At 68.5% G+C, this 22,112-nt stretch carries 20 protein-coding genes and 1 pseudogene; 9 read left to right on the forward strand and 12 right to left on the reverse strand.

Annotation, left to right across the window (positions count from 1 at the left end):
- Positions 1–48: 48 nt before the first annotated feature.
- Both ACTYVM_RS24945 and ACTYVM_RS24950 read left to right on the forward strand, forming a co-directional pair.
- Positions 49–201 carry a hypothetical protein gene (locus ACTYVM_RS24945; RefSeq protein ID WP_445528107.1) on the forward strand — a complete coding sequence of 51 codons (153 nt, stop codon included), beginning with the start codon at positions 49–51 and terminating at the stop codon, positions 199–201.
- A gap of 262 nt (positions 202–463) precedes the next feature.
- Positions 464–1,281 (forward strand): annotated as a pseudogene (locus ACTYVM_RS24950) (IS5 family transposase).
- Positions 1,282–1,289: 8 nt separating this feature from the next.
- Here the strand turns inward: ACTYVM_RS24950 and ACTYVM_RS24955 are convergent.
- From ACTYVM_RS24955 to ACTYVM_RS24965, 3 genes are all read right to left on the reverse strand, one after another.
- Entirely contained in the window at positions 1,290–2,030 is a 741-nt protein-coding gene (locus tag ACTYVM_RS24955; protein WP_445528108.1) for a methyltransferase domain-containing protein, read from the reverse strand.
- Positions 2,031–2,183: 153 nt separating this feature from the next.
- Positions 2,184–2,759 (reverse strand): GNAT family N-acetyltransferase, encoded by a 576-nt coding sequence (locus ACTYVM_RS24960; RefSeq protein WP_445528109.1) that lies wholly within the window; start codon positions 2,757–2,759, stop codon positions 2,184–2,186.
- A gap of 325 nt (positions 2,760–3,084) precedes the next feature.
- Positions 3,085–4,113, reverse strand: coding sequence for an aldo/keto reductase (locus tag ACTYVM_RS24965; RefSeq protein WP_445528110.1), 1,029 nt, complete (start codon positions 4,111–4,113; stop codon positions 3,085–3,087).
- Positions 4,114–4,499: 386 nt separating this feature from the next.
- On the opposite strand from ACTYVM_RS24965, the gene ACTYVM_RS24970 reads away from it, so the two are divergent.
- On the forward strand, positions 4,500–5,384 hold the full coding sequence (locus ACTYVM_RS24970) for a glycoside hydrolase family 19 protein (protein ID WP_445528111.1): 885 nt from the start codon (positions 4,500–4,502) through the stop codon (positions 5,382–5,384).
- 453 nt (positions 5,385–5,837) lie between these two features.
- Here the strand turns inward: ACTYVM_RS24970 and ACTYVM_RS24975 are convergent, their stop codons facing one another.
- The gene (locus ACTYVM_RS24975) at positions 5,838–6,914 is read right to left on the reverse strand and encodes a fatty acid desaturase family protein (protein WP_445528112.1); all 1,077 of its coding nucleotides are present in this window, start codon (positions 6,912–6,914) and stop codon (positions 5,838–5,840) included.
- A gap of 237 nt (positions 6,915–7,151) precedes the next feature.
- On the reverse strand, positions 7,152–7,769 hold the full coding sequence (locus tag ACTYVM_RS24980; RefSeq protein WP_445528113.1) for a TetR/AcrR family transcriptional regulator: 618 nt from the start codon (positions 7,767–7,769) through the stop codon (positions 7,152–7,154).
- 70 nt (positions 7,770–7,839) lie between these two features.
- On the opposite strand from ACTYVM_RS24980, the gene ACTYVM_RS24985 reads away from it, so the two are divergent.
- On the forward strand, positions 7,840–9,102 hold the full coding sequence (locus ACTYVM_RS24985; RefSeq protein WP_445528114.1) for a beta-ketoacyl-[acyl-carrier-protein] synthase family protein: 1,263 nt from the start codon (positions 7,840–7,842) through the stop codon (positions 9,100–9,102).
- Between the two features lie 79 nt (positions 9,103–9,181).
- Here the strand turns inward: ACTYVM_RS24985 and ACTYVM_RS24990 are convergent, their stop codons facing one another.
- A complete protein-coding gene (locus ACTYVM_RS24990; RefSeq protein WP_445528115.1) occupies positions 9,182–10,348 on the reverse strand; it encodes an alanine--tRNA ligase-related protein in 1,167 nt (388 codons plus the stop codon).
- Between the two features lie 335 nt (positions 10,349–10,683).
- Entirely contained in the window at positions 10,684–11,328 is a 645-nt protein-coding gene (locus ACTYVM_RS24995) for a TetR/AcrR family transcriptional regulator (protein ID WP_445528116.1), read from the reverse strand.
- A gap of 253 nt (positions 11,329–11,581) precedes the next feature.
- Here ACTYVM_RS24995 and ACTYVM_RS25000 point away from each other — a divergent pair, with 253 nt between their 5' ends.
- The 5 genes from ACTYVM_RS25000 to ACTYVM_RS25020 all read left to right on the forward strand — a co-directional run bounded on the left by ACTYVM_RS25000 (position 11,582) and on the right by ACTYVM_RS25020 (position 17,276).
- Positions 11,582–12,031, forward strand: coding sequence for a hypothetical protein (locus ACTYVM_RS25000; protein WP_445528117.1), 450 nt, complete (start codon positions 11,582–11,584; stop codon positions 12,029–12,031).
- Positions 12,032–12,193: 162 nt separating this feature from the next.
- A complete protein-coding gene (locus ACTYVM_RS25005; RefSeq protein WP_445528118.1) occupies positions 12,194–12,841 on the forward strand; it encodes an MSMEG_1061 family FMN-dependent PPOX-type flavoprotein in 648 nt (215 codons plus the stop codon).
- 483 nt (positions 12,842–13,324) lie between these two features.
- The gene (locus ACTYVM_RS25010) at positions 13,325–14,182 is read left to right on the forward strand and encodes a S1 family peptidase (protein WP_445528197.1); all 858 of its coding nucleotides are present in this window, start codon (positions 13,325–13,327) and stop codon (positions 14,180–14,182) included.
- Between the two features lie 576 nt (positions 14,183–14,758).
- Positions 14,759–15,640, forward strand: coding sequence for a S41 family peptidase (locus ACTYVM_RS25015; RefSeq protein WP_445528119.1), 882 nt, complete (start codon positions 14,759–14,761; stop codon positions 15,638–15,640).
- 553 nt (positions 15,641–16,193) lie between these two features.
- Positions 16,194–17,276 (forward strand): MBL fold metallo-hydrolase, encoded by a 1,083-nt coding sequence (locus ACTYVM_RS25020; protein WP_445528120.1) that lies wholly within the window; start codon positions 16,194–16,196, stop codon positions 17,274–17,276.
- 113 nt (positions 17,277–17,389) lie between these two features.
- Here the strand turns inward: ACTYVM_RS25020 and ACTYVM_RS25025 are convergent, their stop codons facing one another.
- The 5 genes from ACTYVM_RS25025 to ACTYVM_RS25045 form a co-directional block, all read right to left on the reverse strand.
- Positions 17,390–18,208 (reverse strand): fumarylacetoacetate hydrolase family protein, encoded by an 819-nt coding sequence (locus ACTYVM_RS25025; protein ID WP_445528121.1) that lies wholly within the window; start codon positions 18,206–18,208, stop codon positions 17,390–17,392.
- A 64-nt stretch (positions 18,209–18,272) separates the two neighbouring features.
- On the reverse strand, positions 18,273–19,466 hold the full coding sequence (locus ACTYVM_RS25030) for an acyl-CoA dehydrogenase family protein (protein ID WP_445528122.1): 1,194 nt from the start codon (positions 19,464–19,466) through the stop codon (positions 18,273–18,275).
- On the reverse strand, positions 19,466–20,065 hold the full coding sequence (locus tag ACTYVM_RS25035; RefSeq protein WP_445528123.1) for a flavin reductase family protein: 600 nt from the start codon (positions 20,063–20,065) through the stop codon (positions 19,466–19,468). The genes ACTYVM_RS25030 and ACTYVM_RS25035 overlap by 1 nt, the downstream gene beginning before the upstream one ends.
- A gap of 99 nt (positions 20,066–20,164) precedes the next feature.
- A complete protein-coding gene (locus ACTYVM_RS25040) occupies positions 20,165–21,544 on the reverse strand; it encodes a purine-cytosine permease family protein (RefSeq protein WP_445528124.1) in 1,380 nt (459 codons plus the stop codon).
- A 158-nt stretch (positions 21,545–21,702) separates the two neighbouring features.
- A complete protein-coding gene (locus tag ACTYVM_RS25045; RefSeq protein WP_445528125.1) occupies positions 21,703–22,104 on the reverse strand; it encodes a RidA family protein in 402 nt (133 codons plus the stop codon).
- Between the last annotated feature and the right edge of the window lie 8 nt (positions 22,105–22,112).

The raw sequence follows: 22,112 nt of genomic DNA on the forward strand, positions 1-22,112 counted from the left end.
GTCGCCCGCGCCCTGGCCGCGATCCACGGAGCCGTCACCGCCGGCACCGTGACGTCTCGCACGCGAGACACCGGCCCGGGCGCCGCGTCCGCGCTCGACTACGGCCTGTCCCAGTGCGCCCTGATCGCTGTCTCCGCCCGCTCCGACGACTTCGGGGAGCTGATCCCCGCCGCCTTGCCACGCTCACCCACAGCGGCCTGACGGGCGTCGATGAACCCACCGTGCGCGCCGCGGTCCGCCAAGCCGTCCGCGACGTCGGCACCGCCCCACGGCCGCCTGAGCGGAGACACCCGATCGGCGTGCAGTTCGGCAGCCGCATTCTGTGGGCGGCCCGCGCGGATGCCGGCCGCACGGGCCGCCTGTGCGGCCTGCCACCGGATCCGCACCCTCGATGCTGTGGTCCACTTCCGCCGCCTGTTCCTAAGACCGTGTCCTACGTGGTGAGGCGGTCGTTGGTCTGTTCATGGGGCGGGGTACGTGGAGTTGGATTGTTCCGGACGGGCTGTGGGAGATTGCGAAGCCGCTGATCCCTCCGTCGAGGGTGCGGCCGCAGGGCGGCGGGACGCAGGACACGCCTTATGAGACGCTGTTCGCGGCGATCGTCTACGTGCTGGTCAGCGGCTGCGCCTGGCGAGCCTTGCCACCCTGCTTCGGCATATCGAAGTCGACCGCCCACCGCAGGTTCCTGATCTGGTCGAGAGCCGGCGTCTGGGGTCGACTCCACGAAGCCGTGCTGCACCGGCTCGACGACGCCGGCCTCATCGACGTCACCCGCGTCGTCCTCGACACCGCCCACGTCAGGGCGAAAAAGGGGGCGAACACACAGGTCCGAGCCCTGTGGACCGAGGCAAGCCGGGTTCCAAGATGCACGTCCTGTCGGACGCGAACGGACTGCCCCTCCTCGTCGGCGTCTCGGCCGGCAACACCCATGACAGCGAAGGGCTGAAGCCCATGGTCGCCGGTCACCAAACGAGACACGACCCCCACCGCGGCCGGTACTTCAAGCCCCAGCGCCTACATGCAGACAAGGCCTACGATCGCGCCGACCTGCGCAGATGGCTTCGCGGGAAGCGCATCGGAGTACGCATCGCACGCAAAGGCATCGAATCCAGTGAACGATTAGGGCGACGCCGGTAGGTGATCGAGCGCACCATGTCGTGGCTGTCGGGCTACCGCCGATTGAGCCCACGCTACGAGCGCAATCCCCGCAACTACCTGGCCTTTCTCGGTCTAGCCGCCGCCCTGTGCTGCTACAAGAGACTCCTCCGCCTCACCACGTAGGACACGGTTTAAAGGTCCGCTACGAGAAGCCGGTAGCCGACGTCCAGTGTTTCGCGGTCGAGCAGGTCGGCATGGCGCTCGTGCCACAGGCCGGAAGACAGGTCGCCGGACAGCCTGGTCAGGCCCGGGCGGAGGACGTCGTCGCCGGTTTGGGCGAGCATCGACATGCCGGCTCGCACGTCCGGATCGAGGTATGCCTCAGGTCGGCGCCAGAAGGCAGCGCCGAATCCGTCGGTGCAGTCGTACGGGATCAGGACCTTTTCGATGCGGGCGCCGCCCAGGAGCGCGACCAGCCGGTCGATCCGGACTGCCCGTGTGTCGTCGAACGCGGCTGCCTCCGGCAGGTACTCGTCCAGCAGCCAGAACCTGCGGAAGACGGCCTGGTCCCAGGTGAAGATGACGACGCGCCGCCTCGCGATCCGGAGGAGTTCCGCGATCCCGGCTTCCAGGTTCGTCCAGTGGTGCACGGTCAGCAGGGCCATCGCCGCATCAGCCGAGTCGTCGGCGACGGGGATCGACTCCGCGAATGCCTGCAGAGCCCGCGCAGATCCAGCCGGACGTTGGGCGATCATCACCGCACTGGGTTCAACCGCCAGCACCGTCTGTGGTGGTTCGTAGGAGCCGGCACCAGCACCGACGTTGATGACAGTGCCAACATCGCCGAGAGCCTCGTGGATTTTGACGCCGATCCGGTGGTCGGGTCGTCGCGTGTGATGGTAGGTCGCGCCGATGCGGTCATACGTCGTCACGACGGACAGTATGTCTCCAGGCGTTGCATGCGCCGGCCAGGCGTGAGCGTGACGTCGACCAAGCCCTGCGAGTGCGGGAGGCCGCCTCGCCACAGGGCGTGGTCTGAGCGCGGGCAGCGGGTCGCCGCCGGGGCTTCTCGTGCGTGGCAGAGGTCAGCCTTGCCGGCGGAAGTCCAGCATGTGGAAGACCTTGTCGTAGCGGTGTTCGCCAACAGCGACGAAGTCGGTCAGACGGCCGTATTCGGTGAAGCCCAGCGATCGGTAGAGGTGCAGGGCATTATCGTTGTCGCCACGGGCGTCCAGGGTGAGGACCTCGACACCCGTCTCCCGGGCGTCAGCGATCAAGGCAGTGGTCAGCGCCCGACCGACGCCACGACCATGGGCAGCAGCATCCACCGCGATCTTCTCCAGATCGGCGTGTGGCCGATGAGTCGGTCGGGTGTAGCGGAGCCAGTACCCGAGCCCGACCAACTGGCGGTCGAGGTAGGCGGCGCGCAGGGCCGCATCCCCGGTCCGCACCGCGGAGACGACGTGGCCGAGAAGTTCCGCCACCTCATCCCGCGAGGGTGGTTCGACCCAGCCCAGCGCGGCACCTCCACTGACCAGATCCGCCAGGATCCGGTGAGCCGACTCCACAAACCGGAGCTCGAGCTCCGGATGGGAAGCCAGCTCCCTGGCATCGAGGATGGCGGGCTCGGTGGTCACCCCGCTGGTCACGGCCGAATTCATGACCGGCAGCCTAGTCAGCCCAGGGCCCGGCCGGGACCTCACGCTCCGCGCGTCAGGACGTTCCTCGCCAAGGTCCTCTGACACCGGGACGGTGCGTCGGCCGGTGCGGAATCTCAGGCTCGTCCATTGTCCCGCCGCGCCCGACGCTCGTACCCGCTGTCCAACGCCTGACGGGTCGCCCCGGCGGCGCGACAGGTCGACAACCCTGCTGATCGTGGGCATGCTGCTCTTCAGTGCCGGGGGCCGAGGCCCAGTGCAGCCGCCGGACAACTCTGAGGTCTGCGGCCGGGGTTTGGGACCTTCGCCGGGGGTTCCCGTCGACGGATCAGGTGGCGGAGCGCTCGATGGCCGGGCGGCGGCGCAGCGGGGCGAGTTGGATGGCGAGCGGGTCGTAGGCCATGTCGAGCGTCCCGACATCGGTGCCGGGCGGCACGATGGCGTCGATCTCGTCGAGGATGTCGTCGGTCAGGCTGATCTCCGCGCCGGCGAGGAGGTCGTCGAGGTGGTCCATGGTGCGCGGCCCGATGATCGCGGAGGTGACGCCGGGGTGGGCGATCGCGAAAGCCATGGCGAGGTGCGTCAGCGGAATTCCCGCCTTGTCGGCCAGGGGGAGGAGCTGTTCCACGGCGTCGAGCCGGCGATCGTCGCGCAGGTGCCGGAAGCCGAAGGCGGCCCGGTGGGTGTCGGCCTGCTGGTCCTTGCGGTAGCGGCCGGTGAGCAGGCCCCCCGCGAGCGGGCTCCACACCATGGTCCCCATGCCGTACCGCTCGCAGACGGGCAGGACCTCGCGCTCGATGCTCCGGTTGAGGATCGAGTACGGCGGCTGCTCGGTACGGAACCGCACCAGGCCGCGCCGTTCGGCGACCCACTGCGCCTCGACGATGTCCGAGGCGGGGAACGAGGAGGAGCCGACAGCCCTGACCTTGCCCGCGCGCACCAGGTCGGTGAGGGCGGAAAGGGTCTCCTCGACGTCGGTGTCGGGCGCGGGCCGGTGGATCTGGAACAGGTCGACGTGGTCGGTCTGCAGCCGACGCAGTGAGTCCTCCAGCGCGCGGGTCACCCAACGTCGCGAGTTGCCCTGCTGGTTGGGGTCGTCGCCCATCGGCAGGTGCGCCTTCGTGGCCAGGACCACGTTGTCACGGCGGCCTTTGAGCGCCTTGCCGACGATCTCCTCGGACTCGCCGCGCGAGTACGCGTCGGCGGTGTCGACGAAGTTGACGCCCGCGTCGAGCGCCTTGTGGATGATGCGGACGGAGTCGTCGTGGTCGGGGTTGCCGACGGCGCCGAACATCATCGCACCGAGGCAGTACGGGCTGACCTTGATACCGGTTCGGCCCAGCGTGCGGTACTTCACGGTTTCCTCCCATGTCTGATGTGATGCCCGCCGCGGCGCGCTGAGCTCACGCAAACGGAACATCGTTCGACTTAAACGATACGGAACGGTGTTCCGGTTAGCAAGGGGGTGTGCGGGTCGTCGGACGACCCTGCGCCCGGTGGTCGTGGTGAGCGCCGCCCAACGCGGCCCCGTGTCAGCCCGGTTGGCCGTGCCTGTCGCCCCGCTCTTCCTTCACCGCTGACCGATCTGCACCTTGACTGGTACAGACCAATGCGGTTGAGTGTGCCTCACACCCCCCACCACGGTCGGCCCAGCGCCCCGTCCGGTTCCACCGGGACGCGCACAAGGCTCGCTCCGTCCTGCCCGCGCCGGGTACGACCGTCCTCCGTCAAGGAGTTGATTCCGTGTCGAGGCGTCGCATCTCCGCGGTCGTGACCGCGCTCGCCCTCTCCGCCGCCGTACCGGTGCTGGTGCCGACCAGCAGCGCGTCCGCCGCCACCTGTTCGAGCTACCCGAACTGGGAGGCCGGCAGGGCCTACGTCACCGGTGACATCGTCCGCTACACGGACGGCAACGCGTACATCGCCGAGCACGACAACCCGGGCTACGACCCGGTCATCAGCACCTGGTACTGGCAGCCGTACAACTGCGACAGCGGCACGCAGATCGGCGACTTCGTCGTCTCCGAGGCCCAGTTCAACCAGATGTTCCCGAACCGCAACGGCTTCTACACCTACAGCGGTCTGGTCGCCGCGCTCGACGCCTACCCCGGATTCGCCAACACCGGCAGCGACGAGACCAAGAAGCAGGAGGCAGCCGCCTTCCTCGCCAACGTCAGCCACGAGACGGGCGGACTGGTCTACGTCGTCGAGCAGAACACCGCCAACTACCCGAACTACTGCGACTGGAGCCAGCCGTACGGCTGCCCGGCCGGACAGTCCGCCTACTACGGCCGCGGCCCCATCCAGCTCAGCTGGAACTTCAACTACAAGGCCTCCGGCGACGCGCTCGGCATCGACCTGCTCAACAACCCCTGGCTGGTGGAGAACGACTCCGCCGTGGCGTGGAAGACGGGCCTCTGGTACTGGAACACCCAGTCCGGCCCCGGCAGCATGACCGCGCACAACGCCATGGTCAACGGCGCGGGCTTCGGCCAGACGATCCGTTCCATCAACGGTTCCATCGAGTGCGACGGCGGGAACCCCGCCCAGGTGCAGAGCCGTGTGACCACGTACCAGCAGTTCACGCAGATCCTGGGCGTGTCGACGGGCGACAACCTGTACTGCTGACCCGGTCCCGGCACTGACCGTGGCGCGCCCCGCGCACACGACGGCCGGCGCCCGGTCCGGTCACCTGGCCGGACCGGGCGCCGCGTCAGCTCGAAGGCGTCGCCAAAACGCCCGGGAGAGGCCCGTCGGGCCGAGCTGGTGAACCGGCCAGGTTTTGAAGACGTATCGTGATGCCGTGAAGAGGCGGCGCTGGTGGTCGGTGATCGGCATGTGGGCCACGTGGTGGGCGGCTGTCACCGTTGCGTTCTGTCTCCTGGGCAAGGTGTTGGGTCAGCCGGCGAGCCTTGCGGGCTGTGCGGCGAGTGCGGTGCTGGCGATTGTCGTAGGTGAGATCGGTGACCGAGTGCGGCGCCGCTTCTTGGCTCGCCGTGAGACGGGCTGAGAGGACGGCCTCCTCGTCCGTCGGATCGCAGGCGACATGGCGATCAGGGCGCAAGGTGGGAGCACCTGCCGTCACGACGCCTTGTGTTGACGCCTGATGGGCTCGCCCACTCGGTGCAGGTGGACGAGTGCCTCGCGGTAGGACTGGATCAGGCTGGTTTCGTGGTACGGCACGCCGATCTCCGCGCAGTACGCGCGTACGACGGCCTGGGCCCGCCGCAGATGAGGAGTGGGCATGCTCGGGAACAGGTGGTGCTCGATCTGGTAGTTGAGCCCGCCGAGCATCACGTCGGTGAGCAGGCCACCCCGCACGTTGCGGGAGGTGAGCACCTGGCGGCGCAGGAAGTCGGGGCGGTCGTCGCCGGTGAAGGTGGGCATGCCCTTGTGGTTCGGGGCGAAGGTGCAGCCGAGATACACACCGAACAGGCACTGGTGCACGGCGAGGAACGCCACGGCCTTGCCGGGGGAGAGCACGAGGAACAGCGCGGACACGTAGGCCGCGATGTGCAGGAAGAGCAGTGTGCCCTCCAGCAGACGGCACTTCAGCGACGGCGAGCGCAGCGCCCGCACGCTCGCCACATGCAGGTTGAAGCCCTCCAGCGTCAGCAGCGGGAAGAACAGGAACGCCTGGTGGCCGCCGATGAACCGGGCCGGACCCTTGCTGTTGCGGGCCTGCTCGGTGGACCACACCAGGATGTCAGGGGCGACATCGGGGTCGAGTTCCTCGTGGTTGGGGTTGGCGTGGTGGCGGGTGTGCTTGTTCATCCACCAGCCGTAACTCATGCCGATGCCGAGGTTGCCGAAGAGCCGGCCCCAGATCGCGCTCGCACGGCGCGTCCGGAACACCTGCCGGTGCGCCAAGTCATGGGCGACCAAGGCGACCTGACCGGACATCAACGCCATGAAGGCGGCGACCGCCAGCTGCCACCACGTGTCGCCCAGCGCGACGAAGGCCCCCCAGCCCGCCGCCAGCAGCCCGATCACCAGACCGAGCCGCACGGTGTAGTAACCGGGGCGCCGCCGCAGGAGATCCGCCTCGGAGATGCGCTGCGACAGCCGGGCGAAGTCACTGCCTTCCTCGGGGCGAGGTCTGCGGGGCCGCACGGCGGCCGGGACGGTCGTGACCGGAGCGTCGGAGGAAATCGTCATGCAGGCGAGTCTGGCTACGGCCGTCCCGCCGCCACCAGCCTGTCAGCTGTAGGCCTCGTGGGGGGCCGAGCCCCCTCCATCTCAGGGGGTTGTCCCCACCCTTGTGCCCTCTGAGCTGGGCATTCGCCGGTTCACCCGGAGCCGCCCTCGTCCTGAGCGGCCTTGCCGCCACGGTGCCCGCGCTCACTGGGCTCGCCGTCAGCGGACGCGCCCACGTGCACGTCGCCGCCGTGGGCCCTAGTCGGACTCGGATGCGTCGTGGATGGTCAGTGCTCCGGCGAGGTCGAGGTCGGCGACCGTGCCGTGTGCTCCGGCGCGGACGAGCAGCACCGCGCCGAGCGCGGTGCTCCAGAACGTCCTGGCCTCCACGTCCAGCGGTCGACGGGCCTTCCAGCCGCGACCGTCGATGAGCCGGCTCACGAAGCGCTCGGACTGTCGGAACAGCAACTGGAGATGCTGGTCGACCACAGGGGCGAGTTCGGGCTTGGAGATCGCGGCCGCGAGTGCTCGCGCGACCGACGGGAGCGAGGGCAGAGACAGGACGGCGCGGGCGATGTTGCGCCGGAATGTCGCCGCGTCGGGGGCTTGGCGACCGATGCGCTCAACCCGTCGGGTGTCGTGCAGCAAGCCGAGAAAGGCGGCGTGCACGATCAGCGAGTCCTTGGAGCCGAAGTAGTAGGTGACCTGGTTGGGGAAGACCCCTGCCGCCTTCGCGATCTCCGCGACGCTCACCTCGGCACCGGGCCGCTCCTTGCAGAGCCGGGCAGTGACCTCGATCAGCCGGCGCCTCGTCGTGCGACCACGGTCGACCGCCGGAGTCGGCGTTGCCCGGACTTCGGTTCGCTTCTTCTCCACGCCCGGATTGTATGTGATACAACAGACGCGGTCTGCACACTTGTATGGCATACAAGAAAGGTCGAAGCGCATGCACCGGACTGAAGTCGTCGTGACCGGACTCGGCGCGATCACACCACTCGGTGGAGACGTGGTGTCCACCTGGGACGCCCTGCTCGCCGGCGAGTCCGGCATCCGCGGCGGCGTCCTGCCCGGCCACGAGGACACCGGCCTTCCCGACACCGTCGCGGGGACGATGGCGGTCGACCCCGCCGAGTCGCTGCCGCCCGTGCGAGCCAGGCGGCTCGACCGCTCGCAGCAGGCAGCCCTCACCGCGGCGGCCGAAGCCTGGGCCGATGCCGGCGCCCCGGAGGTGGACCCGGACCGGATCGCGTCGGCGATCGGCACCGGCATCGGTGGCGTACGGACACTGTTGAAGCAAGACGACGTACTGGAGGCGGCCGGGACTCGGCGCGTCTCGCCACGCACGGTCCCGATGCTCATGCCCAATGCGGCCGCGGCGCTGATCAGTATCGAATACGGCGCACGGGCCGGGGCCTACACACCCGTCTCGGCATGCTCTTCCGGTGCCGAGGCGATCGCCCTGGGGGCCAGGCTCATCCGCGCCGGCGAGGCGGACGTGGTCATCGCGGGCGGAACCGAGGCCGCGATCACCCCGATCACCGTCGCCGGCTTCGCGCAGGCACAGGCACTGTCGCGGCACACCGGCGAACCCGCGTCGGCGTCACGGCCGTTCGCCGCGGACCGCAGCGGATTCGTCCTCAGCGAAGGCGCCGCTGTCGTGGTACTCGAAAGCGCCGAGCATGCAGGCGCCCGGCGCGCCCGGGTCCACGCGGTGCTCGCGGGCGCCGGCATCGCCGCCGACGCCCACCACATCACGGCGCCCGCCCCCGATGGCTCCGGTCAGGTCTCGGCCATGCGGAAGGCCCTCGCACAGGCCGGCTTGGCTTCCGAGCAGATCAGCCACATCAACGCCCACGCCACCGGAACTCCGGTTGGCGACCTCGCCGAGGCGCACGCGATCGGGGAGGTCTTCGGCCGCGCGACCGTGACGGCCCCCAAGGCGGCGCTCGGCCATCTCTTCGGCGCCGCCGGCGCGATCGAAGCGCTCATCGCCGTCCTCAGCGTGGAACACGGCGTCATCCCACCGACCCGCAACCTCACCACGGCCGGCGTCGGTCCCGACATCGATCTCGACGTCGTCGCAGAGCGACGCGATGTCCCTCAGAAGGCCGTGCTCAGCAACTCCTTCGGCTTCGGCGGGCAGAACGTCTCACTCGTCGTCACCCCGGCACGGCGCCACGCGTCCCGTACACCCTCGACCACACCGTGACCCACGCGAACGCACCATTGGTCGTGGAGGGATGCCACCGATTGGCCGAGTGCGCGTGATCCTGCGGACAGACCACTTGTCACTCCTGGCGCAGGCTCATGACCAGATCGCGTGGCAGGCCGTGCGTGTCATGGAGGTAGTGGAAGTCCTCATCTCCCAGCGGGCCTTGGAACCGGGGCCGGGCAAGGACCTTCCGGCCGCGTTCCAGGAGTTGGCTGAACCGGCGCTCCTCCTGAAGCAGCAGCCGACGTACGTCGCCGGATTCCACGTCCTGCCGGAAGTGGTCCAGGGTGTGCGAGATCAGCTCGTCCGGAAGGTCTCCGAGACTGCGCGAGGGGTCGTCCCGCCACAGGACGGTGAGCACGCGTCGCACCAGGCGGCGCAGCACGTAGCCCCGTCCCGTGTTGGCCGGGCGCACCTCGTCGCCGAGTACGACGACGGCCGAGCGCAGGTGGTCGTAGAGCAGGCGCAGCGACGGTTCGTCCGTCGGCCACAGCGTCGGCACGTGACGGCGCCAGGGATCGAAGACGTCGCACTCGAACACCGATGACTTGCCCTGCAACAGCGAGGCGAGCCGCTCCACGCCGAGCCCGGTGTCCACGTTGCGTTGGGGGAGCGGGACCAGGGAGCCGTCCTCGAGCCGGCGGTGGCGCATCATCACGTGGTTCCACACCTCCACCCAGCGGTCGTCGCGGGTGGGCGTCGACTCGGGCGGAGTCTCACCGCTCCACAGGAAGATCTCCGAGTCGGGGCCGCACGGGCCGACCGGTCCGTTGGACCACCAGTTGTCCTCCACGGTGAGTTCCACGGGAACGCCGCGGTCCTGCCACAGCCGCAGGGAAGCGGTGTCCGGCCCGACTCGGTCGTCGCCGCCGTGGACGGTGGCGTGCAGCAGGCCCGGATCGATCCCCAGTCCTTCCGTGAGCAGCCTGTACCCCCAGTCGAGACTCGTCGACCCGTCGTAGTCGCCCAGCGACCAGGTGCCGAGCATCTCGAAGACCGTCAGATGGGTGGCGTCGCCCACCTCTTCCAGGTCCGTGGTCCGCAGACAGCGCTGCAGGTTGACCAGCCGTCTGCCCAGCGGATGGGGACGCCCCTCCAGATAGGGGATGAGCGGATGCATGCCGGAGGTGGTGAACAGCACCGGGTCGCCAGGCGGTGGCAGCAGCGTCGAGCCGGTGATCCTGCGATGACCGCGCTCCTCGAAGTGCTCGACGATCGTGCGGACGATCTGCTCCGTGTTCATGGGGTGACTCCTTCGCATCACAGCGGGGGGAGGCACCGGACAACGGGACCGTGCGGTCGTCATATCGCGGCAAGAACGCCAGGGAACCACCGACGGGCCGTTTCCGGTCGCCGATGGGAAAGGGAGAAGGTCAGGCGGCGGCAACCGGCGAGCTGGTCGCTCGCGCGGTCGCGATGGTGCTTCGGCCGATGACGTTCATAGGGGAGACGATAACGCGCTCGGGTCCCCGGGGCACACGAATTTCCGCCAGGCCAGGTCGTGGCGCGCTCGAGGATGTCCACGTCCTGAGGTGTGGTCCTGAGGTGTGTGACGACGCTGTCCGGAGTGCGTGATCATCAGCTCGACTGTTGAGCGGCCCGGTCCTGGATCCCGTCGAGCACGGTGTCGAGCATCCGGTCGAACTCCGCAACGGACCCGAAGTCGGCCAGCAGAGGTGCGAGGGCGGCCATCGTCGGGTGCGTCTCGGTGTCGAAGGCGGGCACGGGGCTGGGCCCGTCGGGTCCGCTGCTGGCGCGTGCCAGCAGGTGTCCGTTGAGAAAGCCGAACAGCACCGTGAGCGCGTCCGCGGCCACCTGGTCGGGCAGCCCGGACTCACACATGGCGGTGACCAGGCGCTCCAGGGCGGTGAGGGCCGCCGGCGAGGTCTGGGCGCGTGTGGTCAGCAGCGGGAACACCCGGGGGTGCCGGTAGGCCATGTCCCGATAGCCGTGCGCCGTGCGGCGGGCGATCTTCTGCCAGTCGTGCGACGCGTCGACAGCGTCGACCGCCATCTCAGTGAGCACAGCCTCGGAGACCGCGTCCAGCAGCGCCGCCTTGCCCTTGATGTGGTGGTAGATCGACATCGGGTCGACGCCGAGCTCCTCCGCAAGTCGCCGGACCCCGAAGCGCTCCAGGCCGTCGCGGTCGACGAGTGCGACGGCGGCGGCAGCGATGCGCTCGCGGTCGAGCCCCGCCGAGGTGCCCCGTGTACGTCTGGCCACGGCCACTCCCTTCGTTTGCAAAACCTACACCGTAGAAAGTACCTTGCAGGACGAAACCTACGACGTAGGTTTTGGGAGGGGGGAGCCGGTACGTCGTTCCGGCGTTTATGGCGACGTAGGCAGCGGAACCACCTCCGTCGGCGCGGCGCCGTCCGCATCATCCGGACTCGAGGAGCAGGAATGAGCGAGGACACAGGTGCGGACCGGCCATCCGGGTCTCCCTCATCGCGTGAGTCGAAAGGAAAGCACTCTGATGACGAAGACACGGCGTGAGCGAATGGCCGTCGGAGCGATGTTCACGGGCCTCGGACTCACCGTCATCGCGACGATCGTCCCGTACCTCGACCGTGCCACCACCCATCTGCTGGCCGACCACATCCGGGCCGGCTACCCCACGTACGCCCCCACGCGCATCGACTCGGCCGTCACCACCTACCTGGTCCTGCTGTCCGTCACCGGAGCGCTCGGTGTCCTCGCCTGGCTCTGGACGATATGGGCAGTCAGGGCGGGCAAGTGGTGGGCCCGCCCCGCCGCGACCGTGATGTTCGTGCTCGGCGCAAGTGCCGGGCTGACCGGGCTGCTCACCAAGGACACCTCCGGCGACACCGGTCTGCCCCTGACGCTGGGCTGGGTGGGGATGGTGCCCTGCCTGGCAGGCCTCCTGGCGGTCGCACTGCTGTGGGGACGACAGCGAAGGGTATGAGCCCGACCCAGGCGCACTACGCACGTGATGGGCGGGCGGCAGCCCTCCTGACACCGGTCCCACCCACAGCCCCGTCCCGGAACACACGGAGGATTCCGGGGCGGGGTCGCGACACAGCGGCGCCCTCGACGGCCACCCCCGGTTTCTTCGACCCACGGGGCTATGATCGCCAGGGTGGATGACACCCTGATACCCCGAGCTCTGACCAGTGAGGCGCAACTCCGGGAGTTGTACGCGGACCCAGGAGAGCGGGCGGTACGCAAAGAGCTCGACCACATCGACGAGATGTCGCGCCGCCTCATCGCGGTCTCGCCCGTGGTGTTCGTCGCCACCAGCGATGCCCATGGCCGCTGCGACGTGGCCCCTCGGGGCGGCACCCCCGGTTTCGCCATGGTCCTCGACGAGCGTCATGTAGTGATCCCGGACGCGACGGGGAACAACCGGCTGGACAGCTACCGCAACATCCTGGCCAACGGGCACGCCGGGCTCAACTTCGTCATCCCCGGCCGGGACACGACGCTTCGGGTCAACGGCGCAGCCTGGATCACGGCCGATGAAGACCTGCTGGCGCGGCTGACCCCGGTCGGCAAGCCGCCGAAAACCGCGCTGGTCGTGCGGGCCGACGAGGTGTACGTCCACTGCGCCAAGGCGTTCGTCCGGTCGAAGCTCTGGCGTCCCGAGGCATGGCCGCTCAAGGAGGAGCAGCCGACGCCGGCCGAGGTCGCCCTCGCTCATCAGCGCGACCCCAACCTGACACTCGCCGAGGTCGAGCAGGATCAGCGTGACTCCCTCCTGTACCGACTGGCCTGACATCGGTCCACCGCACACGCATCAGATGCCGAGTCCTGGTTGCCGGGCCGTCCCTGAAGGCCCGCCAAGTTCGAGCGCAGGGCGTCACGAACGACGCTGACGTGGACAGGGCTCGTCCTCGGACTGCCAGGGGCAGCATCCAGTTCCGGCTGGATGGGCCGCGCTGAGCCCACAGCCTCCCCCCGCCCAGCGCTCCGGCGACCCCGCTGGAGCCGACGTGACCTGGCGAAACACCAAGTCGGAGCTCCCAGAGCGAGTTCGGGTCCGCACATGCGCCCGGCCCGACCCGTGCCCGTGTCCGCCGTGCCCACGGACCCTGGCGGGACACGGACTTGGTCCCACCTCTTGTCCCACCGACCGTCGGCACCGAAGAATGCGCACGGCAACCATCGGCTACAGACGTCATACCCGACGTCGGCAAGGGGGCTCCATCCAATGTCACCCGCAGCACCGATGACACGCACGACACGTCGCTCACCGAGGATCGGCAAGGCGCTCACCGGCGCGGCGTTCGCGCTCGCCCTGGTCGGCGCGGGCGCGGCACCCGCCATCGCCGGGACCGCGGGCGGGGACGCCGGCACCCGCGCGAGACCGAACGACGCGCCCGTCACGTTCGCCGGCACCGTCGCGCTCAGCAACTGTTCCGGCTCCGTCGTGCGTACCCCGCAGTCACAGCCCAACGACCCGGCCCTCGTGCTGTCCAACGGGCACTGCATCGAGAGCGGCTTCCCGAAGGCCGGCCAGGTCATCGTGAACCAGCCGTCCACCCGCACGTTCAAGCTCCTCGACAAGGACGCCGGGGTGCTCGGCACGCTCCAGGCCGACCAGATCTCGTACGCGACGATGACCGACACCGACATCTCGCTGTACCGGACGACCACCACCTACGCCGAGATCGAGAGCAAGTACCACGTACAGCCGCTGCTGCTCGACCCGCGCCACCCGCGCAAGAACACCAAGATCACCGTGGTGTCGGGGTACTGGAAGGAGCAGTACAAGTGCTCCGTCGACGGGTTCGTGGACCAGCTCAAGGAGTACTGGTGGACTTGGAAGGACTCGGTGCGCTACACGCCCGCGTGCCAGACCATCGGCGGCACCTCCGGCTCCCCGGTGATCGACGACCACACCGGACGCGTGATCGCCGTCAACAACACCGGTAACGAGGACGGCGAGCAGTGCACGCTCAACAACCCCTGCGAGGTCGACCGCAAGGGGCGCATCACCATCCGCCAGGGCACGAACTACGCCCAGGAGACCTACGTGATCGTGCCGTGCGTCGTCGACGGCAGTAAGCTCGACCTGAGCCGCAAGGGATGTGAACTCCCCAAGCCGCAGGCCTAGTCCACAGGGGACGTACGCCGTACGGACCGGCCCGCGGACACGTCCGTGCGGCGGCCGTCCTCGATGACGAACCGGCTGTCGGTGAAGCACGTGCGGGATGCCCACCGGCAGGCTGCGCGCAGCCTCAAACGGCGAGCCCGCCGCCAAGCCGCCGCAGATACGCGATGTGCCTTCCACCCGGGGCGTGATCAGCGAGGACCGGATCCGCCTCGGCAGCGGCGGAGCCCAACTCCCGCGCAGAAGAAGCCTGCAGGACGCGATCGGCTGACCAGCCGGGATCGGCCCGCTCCTCGACGGGCAGGGGGCCGGCGGTCTCGTGGTCCGGGCCGGCACGGTCCTCGCCTCGGGGCCGGTCCGGTCAGGGGTTGATCATCAGGGTTAGGGTTGCTCCTGAGCTGGTCGAGAGCCTGTTCGGGGGGATGGATGCGGCGGGAACATCCACTGCGCATGGTGGTCTGCACTGGCCTGGTGGGAGTAGTAGTCGCCGCGACGGGGTGCACGAGCCGTTCGCACGATTCATCGGCCGGCGATATGTCGCCCAGTGCGCGGACCTACCTGTCGGAGGCGCTGGACATCATGGAGAAGCACGCTCTTCTTCGTCACAAGGTCGACTGGGCGGACGTGCGGAGCAGGGCGTTCTCGCAGGCGCGCGGCGCGCAGAAGACGGCGGACACGTACGGGGCGATCGGCTCGGCTCTGCATGCGTTGGGCGACGGGCACAGTGCTTTCTGGGAGCCGGATGCGGCGAAGGAGCGTTACGGAGCCTCTGCGGTCAGCTTCGACGGCTTGGAAGGCCGTTCCCTGAAAGGCGGCGTGGGCTACATTTCCCTGCCCGGTGTGCAGGGGTCTCAAGAGGCGTACGACCAGTACGTGCGGCAGGGCCGAAGCGCGGTGGCGAAGGCCGGTGCGGCTGAAACCTGTGGCTGGGTGGTGGATCTGCGCTCGGACACGGGTGGCAACATGTGGCCGATGCTTGCCGTCGTAGGTCCGATCCTGGGCGACGGCGAGGTCGGTGCGCTCGAGGATGCCGACGGCAACACGTCCGGCTGGTCGATCAAGGACGGCAGCCCCTACGAAAACGGCGAGTCGCGGGGGTGGGGCGATGGCCAGCCGTTCGCCAAGAGCGCGCCGCCGGTCGCGGTCCTGACCGGCAAGCGAACAGGCAGTGCGGGTGAAGCGGTCGTGGTGGCCTTCCGGGGACGTCCTGACACCCGGTCCTTCGGCGAGCAGACCTATGGCGTCCCCACGGGAAACAAGGGGTACCACCTGTCCGACGGAGCTGTGCTGTCCCTCACGGAAGTCAAGGACGCGGACCGAACAGGCCGTGCGTATGACGCGCCGATTCCTCCGGACGTGGAGATCGTCAACGACCCACGCCCAGTAGCGCGCGACCGGGACGAGGTCCTGCAGGCGGCACAGAACTGGCTCCTCAAGCAGGCTGCCTGCCGACGACCATGAAATGCTCCGCCGGTTTCCTCGGCCGGCCAATGTCAGTCGAGCCATACAAATTCCTTCACCTCCCTCTATCAGTTTCTGTATGGGAGCGGTAGCGAAAGTTCGGTGCAGGTCTCCGCGGAGCGATGAGGAATTGACGTGACCTGCATCACGTGAGAGCTGACTCTCAGGTGGTGCCGCCCACCCACGGTGACCTGAAGTGGCTGTTCAGAGGTGCTCTCCGGTGGCATTGCGGTTTACTGGAGGAACGCGGACCGACGTGCGGACGGCGCGTCGAGGCTTTTGGCTTCTCTTGCTCTGCGTCAAACGGTCATGCCAGTCTTCCCGGCAATTCGACGCCGCAGACAGTTGCCGCAGGCAGTTTCCGAACCGGATCACTGCCAGGTGAATGAGCAACTTCCGACGACCGCAATCCCGAAACGCCGATATCGCGCACTGCCGACGGCAGCCCGCAACCTCGACCGGCCCACTACCCACACCAAGGCGGATGATCATGTGCAAGCTGTGCGGTCCTGAATCTCCTGCCGATACCGGAAGCGGGGTCGCCCGGCGTTCCGTGCTGACCGCCCTCGGTATCTCTCCGGTGGTCCTCAGCCTCCCCGGCGCAACAGCGGCGGCGGCGGAGACCCGCCCCGAACCCTCGGGCCGGGGGCCCGGCAAGGGCTCGTCGAGCGCGCTGGAACTGGTGCTGCTGGGCACCAAGGCGGGCCCTCCGGTGGATCCGCTGCGGGCCGGGATCTCCACCGCGCTCGTCGTCGACGGTGCGACGTACGTGATCGACTGCGGGCGCTCGGCCGCCACCCAGTACGTGCGGTCAGGTCTCACGCTGGCTTCCCTGAGCGGCATTTTCATCACGCATCTCCACGCCGACCACATCGCGGACTACTACAACTTCTTCCTGCTGGGCGGCAGCGTCCCCAACCAGGAGCACGACAACCTCACCCGCCCCGTCCCCGTCTACGGCCCAGGACCGGCCGGCGGGCTCCCGCCGAAGTTCGGTGGCGGACAGGCACCGACGGTCAACCCGGACAGCCCGACGCCGGGCCTGAAGGCACTGACCGACGACTGCCACGCGGCGTACGCCTACAGCACGAACGTCTTCCTGCGTGACATGGGCATACAGGACATCCGAGACCTTGCCGACGTGCACGAGATCGAGCTTCCCGAGGTCGGTGCCACCTACGAGAACACCGCGCCCGCGATGAAGCCGTTCGTCGTGATGGAGGACGAGCGGGTGAAGGTCTCCGCGATCCTGGTGCCGCACGGACCGGTGTTCCCCTCCTTCGCCTTCCGCTTCGACACCGACCACGGCTCGGTCACGTTCTCGGGCGACACCACCTACACCGACAACCTGATCGCCCTGGCCAAGGGCTCGGACGTGCTGGTCCACGAGGCGATCAGCGTCGAGGGGCTCGACGCCCCGGCAGTCTTCGTCGACCACTTGCTGCAATCCCACGTCGAGGTCCAGAAGGTCGGTCCGATCGCACAGCGGGCCGAGGTCGACATGCTCGTGCTCTCGCACATCTCCGAGGTCGCCCGCAACCCGATCGACGTCCGGAAGTGGAAGAAGTGGGCACAGCGGGGGTACGGCGGCAAGGTCGTCGTGGGCGAGGACCTCCAGCGGATCAAGCTGGCCTGATCCGGGCTCGAGGCGCAGTACTTTCGACTCAGCAGGCCCGGCCCGGCGGACTCCACGGATCCGGCCCGGCGCGACCGCTGATGGGGCGCACCGGGCCGGGCGGCACGCGGGGCTCAGGTGATCGGGGTGGACACCGTGCCGATGCCGTCGATGGTCACCTCGACCAGGTCGCCGGGTGCCAGATACCTCTGCGGCGTACGAGCCCTGCCCACTCCGCCGGGGGTGCCGGTGAGGATCAGGTCTCCGGGGTGCAGCGGCACCATGGTCGACACGTAGGCGACCAGGTGGGCCGGAGTGAACAACAGGTCCGCGATCCGGTGCTCCTGGACCGGGGTGCCGTTGAGGGTGGTGCGGAGCACGGCGGTTGCGGGATCGAACGCGTCCGGCGTGGTCAGGACCGGGCCGACCGGAGTGGAACGTGCCCAGATCTTTCCCTGGAGCCACTCCGTCGTGCGGTACTGCCACCCCCGCATCGAGATGTCGTTGGCCACCGTGAAGCCGGCGATGTACGGGCCTGCCTCCTCCTCACGGACCTTGTACGCGGTCCGTCCGATGACGACGGCGAGCTCTCCCTCCCAGTCCATCTCGGGATCTTCCGCCACGGCCGCCACCGCATCGGCCGGGCCGGTCAAGGTGTCGGCGAACTTCGCGAAGAGGGTGGGATGGGCCGGGAGTTCCCGGCCCATTTCCTGAATGTGGCTCGTGTAGTTGAGGCCGGCGCACAGCACCTTCGACGGATGCGGTACGACGGTGTGCAACTCGACGTTGCTCCTGCGGTGCCGGCGTCCGGTGGCGTTCCTCGCGATCCGCTGCCAGTCCTCGTTCGCCAGCAGGGCACCGACGTCGGTATGACCGGGGAGTTCGGTGACCTCGTCTCCGTCCACGCGGGCCGCGCATGTCCCCTGGCGGGTGCGCACGGTTGCCAGTCTCACTTCATTCCTTTCCTGTCGCGCCGGCGCCCTTGTCCGCGCCGGATCTCGCGCTCGGTCCGGCGCCTCAGGCGTCGCCGGCCGCCGGCTCGGGAACCACCAGATCGAAGAACCCCCAGTGCGACCCGGGGGGCAGGGTGCCCGACAGCATCCGGCCGCACTTCTGCGTCACTATGTGCGAGGAGCCCCGATGCTGGCTTCCGGCATGGCTGTCGCGGAAGAAGCGCTGCAACGTGCCGTTCCGCATGACCTGCGTGCCCGCGAAGCGGTGCACGAGCTGACCGATCTCCAGCGCGGTCCGGGTCGCCAGGCTGCAGGCGAGCCGTGACATCGTCTCCTGCTCGTCGTCCAACTGCGCTCCCCTCGCGAGCGTCGACTCGTTGTCGCGCCAGGTCTCGCGCAGCAGGGCCATCGTGCCCCGGACATGCGAGACGTGCCGTGCGAACTCCGCGAAGAACTCGTCACTGGTGACGGGGGAGCCCTCGGAAGGGTCCTTGCGCCGGGTCAGGTGGCGCAGCTCGTCGAGCATGCGCCGCCCCACACCCTGGGACCAGGCCGCCTGGTGCAGGCCGGCCAGCAGCGCGGGGCTCACGCGGCTCATGCGGTGGCCCCGTCGGGCGTTCTCGGGGCCGATGCCGAAGACGTACCTGTCCTCGACGAGGACCTCCTCGGCCCGGTAGTCGAGGCTCGCGGTCGCGCGCAGCCCCAGCATGTCCCAGTTGTCACTGATCCGCATCGCCGAACGGGGAACGACGCACACCAGCCGCTCTCTTGTGCCGTCGACCGTCACCGCCAGATTGAGGTGGGTGGCCATGGACACCCCCGGGGCGAACTTCCAGACGCCGCTCACCCGATAGCCGCCGTCCTCCCGTACGGCCCGGCCGGTGAAGGCGGTCGACTGACCCGCCACCAGCGGGTACGTGCCGTCGGTGAAGAGCTCGCCGACCGCCTCGTCACTCAGGTAGGTGGCCGCTGTGGCCGTTTCACCCGCCAGGGCGCGCACCAGCCATCCCAGCGAGGCGTCGGCGTGGGACAGCTTCTCGATCACGTGCAGGATCTGCAGGGGAGAGGCCTCCAGGCCGCCGACTTCGGCCGGCACCATCAGCGTGAGGACGCCGCTGTCGCGGAGTGCGTCCTGCACCACCGGTGTCGGGCGCCGCAGCCGCTCGCTGTCCTCGGCCTCGCTCTGCAGGAGCGGGTAGAGGTCCGTCAACTCCGCGAGCAGCCTGTTCGTTTCCTGGTCCACCTGCGTGTCGGCCATCACTGTCGGCCCCTCTCGGCCTGTGCGCCCTCACTGGCCTTGCGCTCGGCGTCCTCGGCCAGGGCGCCCCACTGGCCGCGGTAGAAGAGCAGGGGCCGGGTGTCGTCCTGCTGGCCGTAGGACAGGACCCGCCCGAGCACGAGGACGTGGTCGCCGCCGTCGTACCCCGCCCACGGTGTGCACTGGAAGTACGCCAGCGAGCCGTTGATCCGTGGGGCCACGTCGTCGCCGACCCACTCGATGCGGTGGGTGTCCTGTGGCGTGCCGGCGAACTGCAGCGCGGTGGCGAGTTGGTTGTCCCCGAGCACGTTGACCGCGAAGGGCCGCTCGAGCAGGTAGGTCAGGGCGCGTGAGGTCCGCTGCATGGAGACCAGCACCAGAGGCGGGTCCAGGGACACCGAGGTGAAGGAGTTCACGGTGACCCCGTAGTAGCTGTCGCCGGACCGATAGGTGAGGACGACGACACCGGTGGCGAAGTTTCCCAGCGTGTTGCGCAGTTGACGGGGGTCGGCGAGCGATGGGACCGCCGCGCTCGACGCGAGGGTCCTTGCGTCAGCGGCTTTCTCATAGATCTCCGAGTCCCACATGATCTCGGTCATCCCGAAGCCTCCTGGATGAGTGGTGGGGTCCGGCCCTGCTTCAGGGCCGGGATGGGGGACCGGCAGCCACGTGCCGTGGGCCGTGGCTGCCGGCAGGGGTCAACGGGCCTCTTCGAGGGCTTCCTCGCCCGCGACGAACGTCGTGCCGGTGCCTTCGGGCAGCCGGTTCCGCAGCACCGGGTAGGCGGCGAGTGCCAGTACGAAGGACACCAGGAAACCGAGGGCGAAGACATCGGTGGCCATCAGGACGATGCCGACCGCGGCGGACAGGACCAGCGTGACGACTCCGGCCCAGTTCCACTTCTCGACCCGGTGGGTGGCACTGTCGAACCGTGCCCGGCGCACCAGGTAGTAGTCCGCGATCATCACGCCGCACATGCCGAGCGTCATGGCGCCCAGGTACGCCAGGTACTGGGTGAACTTCTCCAGGATTCCGGCGGAGATCATCACCAGGGCGATGACGTTGCCGACGACCACCATCGCCGCCCGGCCCGGCTTTCTTCCGGTGAGGGAGTCGATCAGGTTGACCAACGACAGCGATCCGGAGTAGGCGTTGATCGCCTGGGCCTTGGCCTGGGCCGCGTAGATGGTGACGAATCCCATCCAGCCCGCGAAGATGACGAAGAAGGCACCCGTGTTCTGCATGACGAACGTGTTGCCGGCGACGGCTGCCGCCTCCGGGCCCATGCCCTTGTTGTGGGCCATCAGGTAGCCGATGACCTGGGGCATGCCGCCGATCACGACGAGGGAGCCCAGGACGGTCATGACGATGTTCTGGGTGATCGGGCCGGCGACGGCCAGGACCGTCACGTCGCGCCGCGTGCGGCAGTAACGTGCGAAGTCCGTCGTGACCAGGGCGATGGTTCCCGCCGTGGCGCCCATGACCGAGACCGCGGACTCGAAGCGCGGCCACACGCCTCCGGGGACGACTCCCGCATAGGTGAACACGTCCATGGGGCTGGCGCCTTGGATCACATAGATGTCCACGATCATGTAGATCGTGACGAGCAGGGTGACGGCGATCAGCACGCCGGTGGCTCGCAGGGCGAGTTTGATGCCGAAGACGGCAAGCCCGATCCACAGCAGCGTCATACAGCCGTAGATCAGGATGCGCCATCCCCACGAGTCGGGCAGGCCGAACATCAACAGCGTGCCCTGGTAGAGGAGGGCGGCCTCGACGGCGAGGAAGCCGAGAATCATGAACGCGAAGACGATCGAGCCGATCGCCGAGCCCTTGAAGCCGAATCCGAAGAACCGGGAGGTGATGGTGCTCGACATACCGGTTTCGAAGGCCATCCGACCCAGGGCCTTGCCGAGGACCATCGCGAAGGCCGCGACGAGGACACCGACGGTCAGGCCCACGGTGAAGCCGGCGAGTACGACGGTGAAGCCGGCGATGGCGAAGACGACGAGGGCGGTGGCGACGCTGACCGGGCTGAGGGCGAGTTGGTAGCCGCTCCTGCGCTCTGCCAAGGGCACGCTGACCGAAGCATGGTCTTCCGCCGCAGCCGCCAGTGACGAATCAGCCCGTCCGGGATTCCTGGTGTATGAAGACACGGTGGTTCCTGTCCTTGTGAAAGATGTGGCGCCTGCGGCGGAATCTCCAAGTCGGACCCGCCCGATGTCGCCGTGAGGGGTCAGTCCGCGCTGCAACCCGCCACGGCGACGGCCTCGATTTCGAGGAGGATCTCCGGCTTGGCGAGGGCGGAGACCTCGACCAGCGTGCAGGCGGGGAAGTCGCCGGAGAAGAACTCCTGACGGGCCTTCCACACCTGGTCGTTGTCACCGATGTCCGTGACGTAGATGGTCATTTTGACGACGTCGTCCATGACCGCGCCCGCCGCCTCGACCAGGTCCTTGATCTTCTGAAAGACGACCTTGGCCTGTTCGTAGGAGGTCTCGCCGAGGACGGTCTCCCTGTCCTGTCCGCGGGCGGTCATTCCCGAGACCATGATGAGGTCGTCGATCCGCAGACAGTTCGACCACATCTTGTCCGCCGGCTCGCGCACGGCGGCGGAGTGAATACGCTGCTTCTTCATCACTGTTG

Source organism: Streptomyces cyslabdanicus (genome assembly GCF_052663305.1).